At 65.2% G+C, this 13,135-nt stretch carries 13 protein-coding genes; 5 read left to right on the top strand and 8 right to left on the bottom strand.

Features of this window, described 5'->3' with window-relative positions; genetic code table 11:
* Positions 1-441: 441 nt before the first annotated feature.
* The 5 genes from BM193_RS20015 to BM193_RS19995 all read right to left on the bottom strand — a co-directional run bounded on the left by BM193_RS20015 (position 442) and on the right by BM193_RS19995 (position 5,069).
* The gene (locus tag BM193_RS20015; protein WP_139176201.1) at positions 442-666 is read right to left on the bottom strand and encodes a hypothetical protein; all 225 of its coding nucleotides are present in this window, start codon (positions 664-666) and stop codon (positions 442-444) included.
* Between the two features lie 24 nt (positions 667-690).
* Positions 691-1,572 (bottom strand): LysR family transcriptional regulator, encoded by an 882-nt coding sequence (locus BM193_RS20010; protein ID WP_092799346.1) that lies wholly within the window; start codon positions 1,570-1,572, stop codon positions 691-693.
* A 90-nt stretch (positions 1,573-1,662) separates the two neighbouring features.
* On the bottom strand, positions 1,663-2,280 hold the full coding sequence (locus BM193_RS20005; RefSeq protein ID WP_092799348.1) for a PAQR family membrane homeostasis protein TrhA: 618 nt from the start codon (positions 2,278-2,280) through the stop codon (positions 1,663-1,665).
* Between the two features lie 100 nt (positions 2,281-2,380).
* Positions 2,381-3,862, bottom strand: coding sequence for an NYN domain-containing protein (locus BM193_RS20000; RefSeq protein WP_092799350.1), 1,482 nt, complete (start codon positions 3,860-3,862; stop codon positions 2,381-2,383).
* 112 nt (positions 3,863-3,974) lie between these two features.
* Positions 3,975-5,069, bottom strand: a complete 1,095-nt coding sequence (locus tag BM193_RS19995) for a dienelactone hydrolase family protein (protein ID WP_254786326.1) — start codon at positions 5,067-5,069, stop codon at positions 3,975-3,977.
* 261 nt (positions 5,070-5,330) lie between these two features.
* Between BM193_RS19995 and BM193_RS19990 the strand changes: the two genes are divergently transcribed.
* Positions 5,331-5,702, top strand: coding sequence for a flagellar basal body protein (locus tag BM193_RS19990; protein WP_092799354.1), 372 nt, complete (start codon positions 5,331-5,333; stop codon positions 5,700-5,702).
* Positions 5,703-5,727: 25 nt separating this feature from the next.
* Here the strand turns inward: BM193_RS19990 and BM193_RS19985 are convergent, their stop codons facing one another.
* Positions 5,728-6,327: a TetR/AcrR family transcriptional regulator gene (locus tag BM193_RS19985; protein WP_092799356.1), complete on the bottom strand. Its 600-nt coding sequence runs from the start codon at positions 6,325-6,327 to the stop codon at positions 5,728-5,730.
* A 140-nt stretch (positions 6,328-6,467) separates the two neighbouring features.
* Between BM193_RS19985 and BM193_RS19980 the strand changes: the two genes are divergently transcribed.
* Genes BM193_RS19980 through BM193_RS19970 form a run of 3 tightly spaced genes read left to right on the top strand, consistent with a single transcriptional unit; the run spans position 6,468 to position 9,375 of the window.
* Positions 6,468-7,529, top strand: coding sequence for a sugar phosphate isomerase/epimerase family protein (locus BM193_RS19980; RefSeq protein ID WP_092799358.1), 1,062 nt, complete (start codon positions 6,468-6,470; stop codon positions 7,527-7,529).
* Between the two features lie 35 nt (positions 7,530-7,564).
* The gene (locus BM193_RS19975) at positions 7,565-8,449 is read left to right on the top strand and encodes an alpha/beta fold hydrolase (protein ID WP_092799360.1); all 885 of its coding nucleotides are present in this window, start codon (positions 7,565-7,567) and stop codon (positions 8,447-8,449) included.
* The gene (locus tag BM193_RS19970) at positions 8,446-9,375 is read left to right on the top strand and encodes an alpha/beta hydrolase (protein WP_092799362.1); all 930 of its coding nucleotides are present in this window, start codon (positions 8,446-8,448) and stop codon (positions 9,373-9,375) included. The genes BM193_RS19975 and BM193_RS19970 overlap by 4 nt, the downstream gene beginning before the upstream one ends.
* A 57-nt stretch (positions 9,376-9,432) precedes the next feature.
* Here BM193_RS19970 and BM193_RS19965 read toward each other — a convergent pair whose 3' ends face one another.
* Together BM193_RS19965 and BM193_RS19960 are read right to left on the bottom strand one after the other, a co-directional pair.
* Complete coding sequence (locus BM193_RS19965) at positions 9,433-9,972, bottom strand: molybdopterin-dependent oxidoreductase (protein WP_092799364.1); 540 nt, start codon at positions 9,970-9,972, stop codon at positions 9,433-9,435.
* A gap of 30 nt (positions 9,973-10,002) precedes the next feature.
* Entirely contained in the window at positions 10,003-11,997 is a 1,995-nt protein-coding gene (locus tag BM193_RS19960; RefSeq protein WP_092799366.1) for a TonB-dependent receptor plug domain-containing protein, read from the bottom strand.
* Between the two features lie 270 nt (positions 11,998-12,267).
* On the opposite strand from BM193_RS19960, the gene BM193_RS19950 reads away from it, so the two are divergent.
* Positions 12,268-13,092 carry an IclR family transcriptional regulator gene (locus BM193_RS19950; RefSeq protein ID WP_092799857.1) on the top strand — a complete coding sequence of 275 codons (825 nt, stop codon included), beginning with the start codon at positions 12,268-12,270 and terminating at the stop codon, positions 13,090-13,092.
* Positions 13,093-13,135: the final 43 nt, after the last annotated feature.

The raw sequence follows: 13,135 nt of genomic DNA, 5'->3' as shown, positions 1-13,135 counted from the left end.
GCAGTGCCGGCATGATCGAATGTTTTTGTGGGATCAGCGGATCAAGGTGGCGCTTGGGGCGGCGCCCGGGTCCAGGAGAAAGAGCACAAAAAAACGGCTCGGGGTCGGGGAGTCGCTCATCATTTGATCAGCACCACCGTCATGCGCCACACCGCGGCACCAGCGGAGCGGACGAAGAGGTCGTCGAGCACCGTGGCACGGCGTGCAGCACGCCGTACGGCATCCATACCCCGCATATCGACGGCAGCACCGCGCCTGGAATGCCATGCGGGGAGGCCGCCTCCCCTGACTGGCGCCGGTGCTGTCGTCAATATGCCGGATCAGGCATATTCCATACGAATGAATACTATACTCCTGAAATATTCATTTGTATTTACGTAGTACTACGGGATAGCGCACGCGGCATGCAGTGCCGGCAATGAAGAAGGAGCCATGCCGGCGCTATGCCGGGGGCACCCCTGGCCCCAGCTCAAGCTCGTCCCAGTCGTCGTCCAGGCCGGACCGCGCCAGCAGGGAAGCCACGTCCGTGGCGCGGGCCTCGTCGAAAGGCTGCCCCGGATGCGGCCACACGAAATCGCATTCCGCGCAGACGATCACCTGCTGCCCCGTCTTGCGGACCGTGGCGCGCAGCAGGTCGCCGTACTCGTCGCAGGTGGGACATTGCATGCCGGTCTCCTGCATGCTCAGGGCCTACAGCTTTTGCTGCAGGAATTCGAGGAAGCAGCTGATGCGCTGCGCCAGCTGCGTGTTGCGGTAGTACACGGCGTGGATCTGCTGGCGGTAGCCCGTGGAAAACGGCTGCAGCACCTTCACCAGGCGGCCGGCCGCGATGTCGTCCTTGGTCATGAAATCGGACAGGCAGACGATGCCCTGGTCGTGCAAGGCCAGCTGGCGCAGGGTTTCGCCGCTGGAGGCGGCCAGCGCGGGCACGATCTGCAGGCTGTTGCCCGCCTCGTGGCGCAGCGGCCAGTTGTTGCCCGGTTCGTACTGCGCAAAGCCCAGCAGCGCGTGGCCGGACAGCTCTTCCGGCGTGGCCGGCGTGCCGTGGCGCGCCAGGTAGGCGGGCGTGGCCAGCACGTGCAGGGGACTGGCGCTCAAGGCGCGCGCATGCAGGGTCGAGTCGACCAGGGCGCCGATGCGGATGGCGATATCGGTGCGGTGCTCGAGCAGGTCGGCGATCTGGTCGTTGCTGGTCAGCTCCAGGCGGATCTCCGGGTACATGGCGCGAAATTCCGCCACGTGGGGCACCACGCAATGCAGCATGAAGGGCGAGGCGGCGTCGACGGACAGGCGGCCGGCCGGTTTCTGGCGGCGGATGCGGATCGATTCCTCCACGTCCTCCATCGAGGCGAGGATGGCGCGCGCCTTTTCCAGGAACAGCTGGCCCTCTTCCGTCAGCTCCATGCGCCGCGTGGTGCGCGTCAGCAGCGAGGTGGCCAGCTTGTCTTCCAGGCGGGACAGGGCGCGGCTGACGCCCGAGGTGGTTTGTCCCAGATGCACGGCGGCCGCGCTCAGGGTGCCGCTGTCGATGACGGTGACGAAGATTTTCAGGTCGTCCGAATTGATATCCATTGTTGCCCTATTGTTGCTTATTCTTGCCTATACTTCACATATCGCGCCATTATAATGGAATCAGGGCAACAGTGAGGGCGACGGGCAACGTCAGGCAACGTAGAACAAAATGGCGACAAAATGGCAGCAACTGCCGGCCAGCACGAACAGGTGCCAGATACCGTGGCCATGGCGCAGCTTGTGGTCGGTGGCGTAAAAAACGATGCCGCCCGTGTAGCACAGGCCGCCCGCCACCAGCCATAAAAAACCGTTCCATTCCAGCGCCGCCAGCAGCGGCTTGATGCCGATGACGATCAGCCAGCCCATGGCCACGTAGATCACCAGCGACAGGATGCGCGCGCCCCTGGCGTACAGGTATTCCTGCGCGATGCCGATCAGCGCCAGGCCCCAGACGACGCCGAACAGCGACCAGCCCCACGGCCCGCGCAGGGTCACCAGCATGAAGGGCGTGTAGGTGCCCGCGATGAGCAGGTAGATGGCGCAATGGTCGAGGCGCTGCAGCACGGCCTTGGCCTTGCCGCGCACGCTGTGATACAGGGTGGAGGTGAGATATAGAGTCAGCAGCATGGCCGCGTACACGCTGCAGCTGACGATTTTCCAGGGATCGCCCGTGCGGGCCGCCACGACGATCAGGATCACGCCGCCGATGGCCGCCAGGGCGGCGCCCACCGTATGGGAAATGCTGTTGAAGCGTTCACCGTGGTACATGCTTAACACCGCTTTGCTAAGACGCAACAGACACCCGGGGTCAGACCCGTCGGGACTCGGCGTCCCCGTCTGACCCCAGCCTTCCGCTGCGAGCGGTCAATCAAGCCGCTTCCGCCTTCTTGCGCGCGGGACGGCGCGCCGGCGTCTTGCGCGGCGCCTTGGCGGGCTTGTCTTCGGCCACGACGGCCACTTCCACCGGCGCCGCTTCAACGACAGGCGCCGCTTCCGCCACCGCTTCCGCCTTCTTGGCCGGCTTCTTCGCCGCTGCCGCCTTGCGGGCCGGCGTGCGTGGCTTGGCCTTCGGCTTCGCTTCGGCGACGGCTTCGACGATCACTTCGGCTACCGGCTCGGGCACCGGTTCAGGCGCCGGCGCCACGTCGACCACCTCGGCGCGCGCTTCGCGGGCGCCATCGCCATTCTTGCGGCCGCCACGGCCATTGCGGCGCGAACCGCGCTTGGCGTTGCCTTCGTCGCCCGCCACTTCGGCAGGCGCTTCCGCCACTTCGTGCAGCTCTTCCGGCTGCGGCGCCGGCGCATACTGCTCGACGACGGCTGTTTCGGCGTCGGCCACCGGCACGAACGCCTGGGGCGCGGACTCGCCGCGGCGCTGCTCGTTCTGCTTGCGGCCGCCACGGCCATTGCGGCGCGAGTCGCGGCGGCTGCCGCCTTCGCGGCTACCCTCTTCCGCCGTCACGGCCGTCTCGCCGGCGACACTTGCCTCACTGGCCACGTCCGCGCTCACGGCGGCCGGCACGGCCACCAGGCCGCTGCTGCGGTAGACATAGGCGCCCGACTTTTCATCGCGGCCAAATTCCAGCAAGCCGCGCGTCTGCGCTTCTTCCAGCAGGTTGCCGAAGGTGCGGAAACCGTAGTAGGACTCGCTGAAGTCCGGCTTGCGGCGCTTGATCGCTTCCTTCAGCATCGAGGCCCAGATCTTGCCGCTGTCACCGCGCTCGGAAACGAGGGCGTCGAAAGTGGCGACGGCCATCTCGATCGCTTCCGTCTTGCGCGACTCGTATTTTTCCTTGCGGCGCACTTCCTCGTCGGGGGAGCGCTTGGCGGCCGGCGTGTCGCGCGCATCGCGCTTGCCGGCCGTGCGGCGGCTTTCGCGCACCAGGTCGTCGTAGAAAATGAATTCATCGCAGTTGGCCACCAGCAGGTCGGACGTCGACTGCTTGACGCCCACGCCGATCACCTGCTTGGCGTTTTCGCGCAGCTTCGACACCAGCGGCGAGAAATCGGAATCGCCGCTGATGATGACGAAGGTGTTGACGTGGGCCTTGGTGTAGCACAGGTCCAGCGCATCGACCACCAGGCGGATATCGGCCGAATTCTTGCCGGACTGGCGCACGTGGGGAATTTCGATCAGCTCGAAGTTCGCCTCGTGCATGGTGCCCTTGAAGCTTTTATAGCGGTCCCAGTCGCAATACGCCTTCTTGACGACGATGCTGCCCTTGAGCAGCAGGCGTTCCAGGATAGGTTTGATATCGAATTTTTCGTAATTTGCATCTCGCACGCCGAGCGCGACGTTCTCGAAGTCGCAAAACACGGCCATGCTGAGGTTTTCTGGGGATGACGCCATAGGGGTGAATTCTCGCTGGATGATAAGGGCGGACGGGAAGCGCAGCGCCTCCCTTTTCGCCTAGTATATTCGCCCGCCGCCCGTTTCGGCGACAACTATCGTGCGCGGGGGCTTATTCCGCTGCGCCGGCCGCCGCCGCACTGCCGCCGCCCAGAGGCCAGACCACGCTTTCGTCGACCGAATACAGGTGACAGGGGACGCTGCTGCGCCGCTGGCACGAGGTCAGCGCGCGCACATCGGGACTCTCGCCCTCCTCGGCCCAGGCCCAGGCGCCGCTGGCAGACAGGGCGAAGGCGCGCGGCGCCGTCTTGTCCAGGAAAGCGCGGTAGGCGGCGCGGCCCGGCGCCGCCAGGTAGGGTACGGCGGCGATATCATCGAGCAAGGCAAAATGCGTCTCGGGCGGCGCCGGCGGGTCGACCACGCTGACAACCTGGCGCACCGGCATGCCGATCTGTTGCAGGAAACGCTCGGTGGGCGGCAGCCAGACGGCCACGCCGTCGCGGCTGCCCAGGGTCAGGTGGGCATCGCGCTTGAACGGCCCATAGGCGAGCAGTTCCGCCTGGCCGCCGGAACCGCTGAAGGAATTGAACAGGCGCCGCACCAGCGCCGGTGAAAAGTAGGAGTCGTTCGCGCCATACAGCCACAGACTGGGGATGCGGTTGTAGGCGCCCAGGGTGGCGAAGGCCTTGGCCAGCGACGCTTGCCAGTCGCAGCCGGGCGCATCGACGCGCAAGCCGCCCGCGAAATTGAGCACGCCGCGCACGCCGGGCAGCGCCCTGGTGGCCAGCGCCAGCGCCGCCAGGCCGCCGTAGGACTGGCCCGCCACCACGATGCGCCCGGGGTCGACCCAGCTCTGGCGGCGCGCATACGCCAGCGCGGCCAGCACGTCGCGCGCCTGGCCATGGGCATTGCCCAGCATGTCGCAGCCAGAATCGCGGTAGGCGCCCGTGGACAGGGCATAGCCGGCGCGCATGGGCAGCATCACCGCATAGCCGCGGCGCACGAATGCGGTCGCCATATAGATGAAGCGCTCGCGCGCCTGCAGCTTGGCCGGCCCCGCCTGCTTGCCGTGGTTCATCAGCAGCAGGGGAAACGGGCCGGGACCGCTCGGGCGAAAGACGGTGGTTTCCAGTTCCTCGCGCAGGCCGTCGCCGGCCGGCACCATGATGATCTGCTCGTTCAGGCGCGAGTCGAGTGGCAGTGACACAGAAACAGGCTGGGCGTTCAGGGACAGGCAAGGCAGGCTGAGCATTAAACTCAGGCACAGCGGGCGTACGAGGGAGAAAATGGCGGGCTCCGTGGCAGATTTCCCAGCCAGTCTAGGCAGTGAAATGCCACAGGACAATATTAAAAAGTTACATGCCACAACTTTTTTTGTGGCCCGCCCGCGCGCAAAAAAATGTTGCCTTGCACCAACCACATGCTGCCCGCATGCGAGTAAACTAGGGATATTCTGAAGGAGCCCGCCATGTCCATCTCCGCCCTTACCACCGGCACCTCGGGGCTGACCGCCAACCAGCGCGCGCTGGACGTGTCCGCCAACAATATCGCCAATGCGAATACGCCGGGCTTCCAGCCGCAGCAAGCCCAATTCCAGGAAGGCAGCCCGGCCGGCACGGGCGTCACCCTCTCTGTCGAAGGGCGCAAGCTGGCCGCCGGCGACAGCGTCAGCGGCGCCAATGCGACTGCGGCCAAGGCGGCAGAAAGCCGGCCGAACGGCGTGGGCCTGGCGTCCGAACTGACCGATAACCTCGTCTACAAGGCCGGGTTCAACCTGTCGGCGAATGTCGTCAAGGCGGCCGACCAGGCCCTGGGCAGCCTGATCGACGTCAAGACTTAACTACGGCAACTATCGACACGATAGCTTACGTTTGCATTTCCAGCGCCAACGGCGCCATCGCCGGCGTGATCAATGCCAGCAAGCGTTCGGCGGGAATGCCGTCGCGCGCCTGCACCGACAGGCCATGCAGCAAGGCCGCATAATAGTCGCCCAGCGCCTGCACGTCCGCCTCCGCTTTCAACTCTCCCGCCAGCTGCGCCGCGCGCAGGCGCTCGATGACGGCTTGCGTGCGCGCGCGGCGGTGCTGCGCCAGCCAGTCGGCGATGCCGGCGTTTTCGGCACTGGTGTTGGTGGCGGCCGTGACCACCATGCAGCCTTGCGGCTGGCCGCTGCGCGTGTACAGCAGCACGGCTTCCTCCAGCATGCGCGCCACCGCGTCGCGCACATTCAGGCTGGCCGCCAGCGCGTGCACGGCAAAGGCGCCCTCGCCTGACTCGTACAATTCCACGGCTTCGCGGAACAGCTGCTCCTTCGAGCCAAACGCCGCGTAGATGCGCGCCGAGGCGATGCCCAGCGCCGCCACCAGGTCGGCCATCGACACGCCCTCGTAGCCGCGCGTCCAGAACGCGTCGCGCGCTTTTGCCAGCGCCAGCGCGCGGTCGAATTCCCTCGGTCTTCCTGCCATCTTGATCCTCTGCTTGCGAAGTGGCGGCCAGTATAACGCCTGGCGCCCGCGGCGCGTTCCCGATTTATTTTGCATGCACGTCTTGACCGCGCCAAGAATTTCGCCTATTCTTTGTCGATCGACAAACAATAGGAGCCGATATGAAAACCATCCAAGGACCAAGCCTGCACCTGGCACAATTCGCCGCCGACACGGCGCCCTTCAACACCCTGCCCGCCATCGCCGAGTGGGCGGCCGGCATGGGCTTCAAGGCCCTGCAGATTCCCGCCTGGGATGCGCGCCTGTTCGACGTGGCGCAGGCCGCGCACAGCCAGCAATACTGCGACGACCTCGTTGCCATGCTGGCGGGCCATGGTCTCGTCATCAGCGAACTGACGACGCACATCCTCGGCCAGCTGGTGGCCGTGCACCCGGCCTACGACGCGCTGTGCGACAGCTTCGCCCCTGCACATCTGCACGGCCAGCCGGCCGCGCGCACGGCGTGGGCCATCGAGCAAGTGAAACTGGCGGCCATGGCCTCGAAGCGCCTGGGCCTGACGGACATGGGCACGTTTTCCGGCTCGTTCGCCTGGCCGTATCTGTTCCCGTTCCCGCAGCGCCCGCCCGGCCTGATCGAAACGGCCTTCGATGAACTGGCGCGCCGCTGGCTGCCCATCCTCGACGTGTGCGAGGAACAGGGCATCAACCTGTGCTACGAAATCCACCCCAGCGAAGACCTGCATGACGGCATCAGCTTCGAGATGTTCTACGAGCGCGTGGGCCGCCATCCGCGCTGCAAGATGCTGTTCGACCCCAGCCACTTCGTGCTGCAGCAGCTGAACTACCTGGAATTCATCGACATTTACAAGGACCACATCCGCATGTTCCATGTGAAGGATGCGGAATTCAATCCGACGGGACGGCAAGGCATCTACGGCGGCTACCAGTCGTGGGAAAACCGCGCCGGGCGTTTCCGTTCGCTGGGCGATGGCCAGGTCGATTTCAAGGCGATTTTTTCAAAGATGGCGCAGAACGATTACGCGGGCTGGGCCACGCTGGAATGGGAATGCTGCCTGAAGGACCAGGAAGTGGGGGCGCGCGAAGGCGTGGCCTTCATCAATGCCCACATCATTGCCGTCACCGACAAGATCTTCGACGACTTCGCCGGCGCCCCCGTCAGCGCGCAGCAGATCAACACCCTGCTCGGCATCGAGCACAACTAATCAACTAATTAACTGAATCAATACAAGGACTTGACATGCATCAGAATGAAGACAGCTACACCCACGACTATGTGCGCATCGACGGCCAGCGCCTGCATTGCGTCATCGCCGGTCCCGCCACCGGCAAGCCGGTGCTGCTGATCCCCGGCTGGCCGCAAACCTGGTACGCATGGCGCCACGTGATGGCGGCCCTGGCGGCCCAGGGCTACCAGGCGATCGCCATCGATCCGCCCGGCAGCGGCCACTCGGAACGTCCGGCCGGCGGCTACGACACGGGCGCCGTTGCCGCCACCCTGCACCGCGCCATGCTGGCCCTGGGCCACGCGCAGTACGACATCGTCGGCCACGACATCGGCATGTGGGTCGGCTATGCGCTGGCCAGCGACTTCCCGCAAGCCGTGACGAAACTGGCGCTGACGGAAGCCGTGATCCCCGGCCTGGCGCCGGCGCCGCCGATTTTTGTCGCGCCATCGGACAACATCTTCCTGTGGCATTTTATGTTCAACCAGGTGCTCGATCTGCCGGAGATGCTCACGGCCGGCAAGGAGCGCGAATACATCCGCTTCATCCTGGACCGCTGGTCCTACCGCCGCGACAAGGTGGCCGTCGACGTGTATGCGGATGCCTACGCCACGCCGGGCGCCCTGCGCGCCGGCTTCGCCTACTACAGGGCGATCCCGGAAACCATCCGGCAAAACCTGGAGCGGGCGAAAACCAGCCTGGCCATGCCCGTGCTGGCCATCGGCGCCGACCACGCCACCAACGACGCGCCATTGCTGACCATGCAGGGCAAGGCGCATCACCTGCAAGGCGCCATCGTCGCCGAATGCGGCCACTTCATCATGGAAGAACAGCCGGAAGCGTTCATCGCCCATTTGCTGCCCTTCCTGGCGGCAGACAAGTCAGGAAACAACGCATGAGCCTCGATCCGCTGATCGCCGCCTGGCTCGATGAGAGCAAGGATGCGCCGCCGCCCGCCTCGCTGGCCGAGCTGCGGGCCGCCACGGAAACGGGCTTGCGCCAGCTGCATGGTCCGCTGGAAGACGTGAGTTCGATCAAGGATTATGTGCTGCCCGGCGAACATGCGCTCACCGTGCGCGCCTACGTGCCGGCCGGCGCGGACACGGGCCAGCCCATGCCGGCCATCGTCTTCGCACATGGCGGCGGATGGTGCCTGTGCTCGCTGGACCTGTACGACAACCCGTGCCGCACGCTGGCCAACGCCACCGGCTGCGTGGTGTTTTCCGTCGACTACCGGCTGGCGCCCGAGCACAAGTTCCCCGTGCCTCTGGACGATGTTTACCGGGCGCTCTGCTGGGTCGCGGAACATGCGGCGGCGCTGGGCATCGATGCGCAGCGGCTGGCCGTGGGCGGCGACAGCGCGGGCGGCAACCTGGCCGCGGCGGCGGCCCTGATGGCGCGCGACCAGGCCGGTCCCGCGCTGGCGCACCAGCTGCTGCTGTACCCGGCGCTTGATGTCGCCTTCGACACGCCGTCCTACCAGCGCTATGCGCAGGGCCATTCGCTGACGCGGGAAGCCATGCGCTTTTGCTGGTCCGCCTACCTGAACGACCCGGCCGACGGCGCGCATGCGTATGCGGCACCGCTGCGGGCGGCCTCGCTGAAGAACTTGCCGCCGGCGACGGTGCTGGTGTGCGAATTCGATCCGCTGCATGACGAGGGCGTGGCGTATGCGCAGCGCCTGCGCGACGCAGGCGTGGCGGCCGAGTGCGTGCAGCTCGATGGCATGATCCATGCGTCGATGCACATGCTGGGCTTGGCACCAAGGGCGCGGGGATTGTTCGATGTGGCGGGCCAGGCAATGAAAAGTGCCATGTTTGCGTAAATAGTCCACCAGAAAAATGCTGGAGTCTGACCCGGCGGGTCAGACCCCAGCATGCCTCTATTCCACCAATTTGCGCACCTCGATGCCGTTCAACCACTTCACATGGCGCGGGCCCGTGCGGATATCCTGCGCCGAGATCAGGGCGATTTCGCCGTCGTTGTCGTCGAGGGCCTTGCCGTTCTTCTCGTAGTAGACAATGATGCCCTCGCCGGCCGGCGAGTTATACAGCTCGCCCCAGGAAAACACCACCGCATAGCCATCGGTGGCGCTGGCGATGATGGCGATCTTCTTGACGTCGTTGTGGCCCGGCGCGTCGAGCACCGCCTTGTCAAGGATGTCGCGCAGGCGCACGCCCTTGTAGCTGGTGATGGTCTCGGCCTTGTCGCCATTGTGGCGCGTCACGGCGATTTCCCCGCCGCTGGCGGGCGGCAGCTTGCGCAAGTCCGCCAGCGTCAGGGTCAATGGCGTTTCCACCATGCCCGTCACGGCGAGCGCATGGCTCATGTTGTCGCGCGCGGCGGCGGGCGCCGCCCACGCGGCCGGTGCCGCCGCCAGCAGCGACGCCGCGGCAAAACCTGTGAATATTGTCTTCAACATGCCGTGTCCTTTCATTGAACGGTCAAAAAATCAGAACTGATACTGCGCATTGGCCAGCCACGTGCGGCCCGCGCCGGGAAAACCGTCGGCCAGCGCGTAATTGCGGTCGCCCAGGTTGCTCACGCCCGCTTCCAGGCTCAAGGCCGGCAACGGCCGATACACGGCCTTCAGGTCCACGGTGGTAAAGCCGCCCAGTTCCAGGGTGTTCGAGACCCAGCGGCCGCTGTTCGATTCCGCGATGGCCACCACGTCGACCTGGCGTGCCGCATGTAGCACGGCGTGCGCCGTCAGCTTGTGGCGCGGCACGTCCGTCAGGCGGATGGCGCGGTCGCTGACATTCTTCATGTCCGTGTACGTGTAATTGCCGCCGACATCCAGCCAGGCGCCGGCGCGCCCGCGCACACCGAGCTCCACGCCGCTGATGTGCGCCCTGCCCGCGTTGCGCATCTGCGAACGCACGCCCGCCACATTCGCCACGCTCTGGATCTTGTCCTTCACGTCGCTGTAGAACAGGGCGGCATCGAGCGCCAGTGCGCGCACGCTGGCCTGGTAGCCCACTTCATAATTGAGCGCTTCCTCGGCGCGCAGGTCCGGGTTTTCAATATACGTGCCCAGGCGCTGCGAGTAGCGGTCCTTCAGTGTCGGCAGGCGCGACTTGCGCGCCACGGTGGCATACACGCGCGCCTCAAGACCGGTCTTGTGGAACAGGCCCGCCTGCAGGTCGGTGGCCGCCTGATTGCCTGGCAAGGTGTAGGCATTGCCGGCGCTGTAGACGGTGTCCGGCCGCAGGGCGTTGCGCGACACGCCCAGCGACAGTTCCGTCGCCCCGCTCAGGGCGATGCTGTCTTCCGCGCCCAGGGTCCACAGGGCGTCCTTGTACCAGGTGTTGCGCACGCCCTTGGCGTCGAGTTCCTGGTGTTCGTCGGCCTTGTAGCTGGCAACGAAGCGCAGGCTGTGCGCGGCCAGGCGGAACGATTCGAGTTCCACCGCGCCGCCATTCGTGCGGTCGTTATAGATGCTGCGCCCGCCGCTGACGCTGCCCTGGCCGCTGGTCTTGATGGTGCTGTAGCTGTCATTGGTGAACGAGGTGATTTCATTGTCGTAGCTGTCGTGATACAGGCGCAATTTCAGGCGCTCGGCACCGCCCAGGCGCGTCTGCGAAACGACATACACGCTTTCCTTGTTCCAGTACGGCCATTGCCAGTAGCGCGCGCCGACGGGATTGGTCGATGGCGGCTGGCCCTTTTCGCCATGCTGCTTGTAGTAGCTGAGCGCATATTCATCACCGGCATGCGCGCCACCGGGCGTCAGGCCCACCTTGAACGACAATTTATGGTCCTTGCGGTACGCATTGTTGCGCGTGCCGCCGTCTTCCGTGGCCGTGGGACGAAAGTCGGACGACAGGGGAAAACCGTCGCTGTCGATGTAGGACACGCCCGCCTGCAGATACCACAGGCCCTGGTTGGTGCCCACGTTGGCCGACATCTGGCGCTCGCTGCCCGAGCCAAAACCGACGGAGGCATCGCCCTCCAGGCGCGCCGTCGGCTTGCGCGACACCAGGTTGATGGCGCCGCCCAGGGTATTGGCGCCATACGCCACGGAGCTGAAGCCCTTGGCCACCTGGATCGCCGCCAGGTCGCTGGTGGTGAAGCGGTTGAAATCGACGTAGCCGTCATACGGCACGTAGACGGGAATGCCGTCGATGTACAGGGGCACCTGGCGCGCATCGAAGCCGCGGATGGCCACGGTTTTCTCGTTGCGCGAATTGGTCGACAGCGACACGCCGGACAACAGGTTCAAGGCGTCGCCCACGTTGTCGCGGTTGAAGCGCCGCATCTCGGCGCGGCTCACCTGCGACCCCACCTGCTGTTCCACCTGCCCTGCCTGCTCGCGCTGGCCGATCACCGTCACGGTACCGAGCACGAACGGCGCCGCCTGCCCGTCGTCATTGGCCGTCATTTGCTGCGCCTGCGCCATCTGCGCCAATGCGAGCATCACGGCGCCCGCCATTACCTGTTTCAACATGGTCTTTCATCCCTCGTTATATATCGCCTTATATAGCGATATGCAAAAAGCGGCCGCGCATGCGGCGGCCGTCACCCAACAGCGCAATATACATAGGTATACAACGATGCTCAAGCGACAAGCGTCAAAACGCGTGCGCAGGTCAATTTTCCGCCCGGTTTTCCCGCAGCGCAGCATTCCGCTGTGCGAACGAATGTTTCACAAAACGATTGACAGCGCCATGCTGGCTAGGCAAACTGGATTTCAGGGAGCGTGACAATGAATGCCAATATGACCCATATTCAAGCCGCAGCGGATCCGGAACTCATCGTCTTCAGTGACGACGAGGAAGGCAAGGACCGCCAGTTCGTCAACGCGCTGGCGCGCGGCCTGGAAGTGCTGCGCTGCTTCCGCCCAGGCGAAGTATTCCTGTCGAACGCCGAGATGGCCAAGCGCACGGCCATCCCGAAACCGACGATTTCGCGCCTCACCTACACCCTCACCAAACTCGGCTACCTGAATTACTCGGACAGCCTGGGCAAGTACCAGCTGGGCGCCGGCGTGCTGGCCCTCGGCTACCGCATGCTGTCGAACCTGGACGTGCGCAAGATGGCGCGCCCGCTGATGGAAGAACTGGCCGAACATGCGCAGGCCTCCGTGTCGCTGGGCACGCGCGATCGCCTCAGCATGGTGTACGTGGAAACGTGCCGCAGCAGCGCCAACGTCACCCTGCGCCTCGACGTCGGCTCGCGCATTCCGCTGATGACGACGGCCATGGGCAAGGCCCTGCTGTGCATCCTGCCGCAGGCCGAGCGCGACTACCTGATGGACCACGCCAGGGTGCATGAGACGGAACGCTGGCCGCGCATCAAGGCCGGCATCGAACAAGGCTTCAAGGACTACCAGGACCGGGGCTTTTGCATCTCGGCCGGCGAATGGCAGAACGACGTGCATGCCGTGGGCGTGCCCATGCTGGGTGCCGACGGCGAACAGGTGATGGCCTTCAATTGCGGCGGCCCCGCCTTTCTGCTGTCGCGCGAAAAACTTGAAACGGACCTGGGGCCGCGCCTGGTGGCCCTGGTCAAGACAGTGGAAAAAAACCTGGGCCGCGGTTAGACTGCGCGCCCCTCTCAATCATAGTCATAGCCCCGAGGACCCC

The organism is Janthinobacterium sp. 344, assembly GCF_900112025.1.
Classification (GTDB): domain Bacteria; phylum Pseudomonadota; class Gammaproteobacteria; order Burkholderiales; family Burkholderiaceae_D; genus Janthinobacterium.
Note: the sequence above shows the minus strand (reverse complement) of the source record. Positions and strands in the feature narration are given on the sequence as shown.

Excerpts from the sequence above, each read along its gene's own strand:
- BM193_RS20015 (WP_139176201.1), bottom strand. The coding sequence starts at position 666 with ATGCAATGTCCCACCTGCGACGAGTACGGCGACCTGCTGCGCGCCACG.
- BM193_RS20010 (WP_092799346.1), bottom strand. The coding sequence starts at position 1,572 with ATGGATATCAATTCGGACGACCTGAAAATCTTCGTCACCGTCATCGAC.
- BM193_RS20005 (WP_092799348.1), bottom strand. The coding sequence starts at position 2,280 with ATGTACCACGGTGAACGCTTCAACAGCATTTCCCATACGGTGGGCGCC.
- BM193_RS20000 (WP_092799350.1), bottom strand. The coding sequence starts at position 3,862 with ATGGCGTCATCCCCAGAAAACCTCAGCATGGCCGTGTTTTGCGACTTC.
- BM193_RS19990 (WP_092799354.1), top strand. The coding sequence starts at position 5,331 with ATGTCCATCTCCGCCCTTACCACCGGCACCTCGGGGCTGACCGCCAAC.
- BM193_RS19985 (WP_092799356.1), bottom strand. The coding sequence starts at position 6,327 with ATGGCAGGAAGACCGAGGGAATTCGACCGCGCGCTGGCGCTGGCAAAA.
- BM193_RS19980 (WP_092799358.1), top strand. The coding sequence starts at position 6,468 with ATGAAAACCATCCAAGGACCAAGCCTGCACCTGGCACAATTCGCCGCC.
- BM193_RS19975 (WP_092799360.1), top strand. The coding sequence starts at position 7,565 with ATGCATCAGAATGAAGACAGCTACACCCACGACTATGTGCGCATCGAC.
- BM193_RS19970 (WP_092799362.1), top strand. The coding sequence starts at position 8,446 with ATGAGCCTCGATCCGCTGATCGCCGCCTGGCTCGATGAGAGCAAGGAT.
- BM193_RS19965 (WP_092799364.1), bottom strand. The coding sequence starts at position 9,972 with ATGTTGAAGACAATATTCACAGGTTTTGCCGCGGCGTCGCTGCTGGCG.
- BM193_RS19960 (WP_092799366.1), bottom strand. The coding sequence starts at position 11,997 with ATGTTGAAACAGGTAATGGCGGGCGCCGTGATGCTCGCATTGGCGCAG.
- BM193_RS19950 (WP_092799857.1), top strand. The coding sequence starts at position 12,268 with ATGACCCATATTCAAGCCGCAGCGGATCCGGAACTCATCGTCTTCAGT.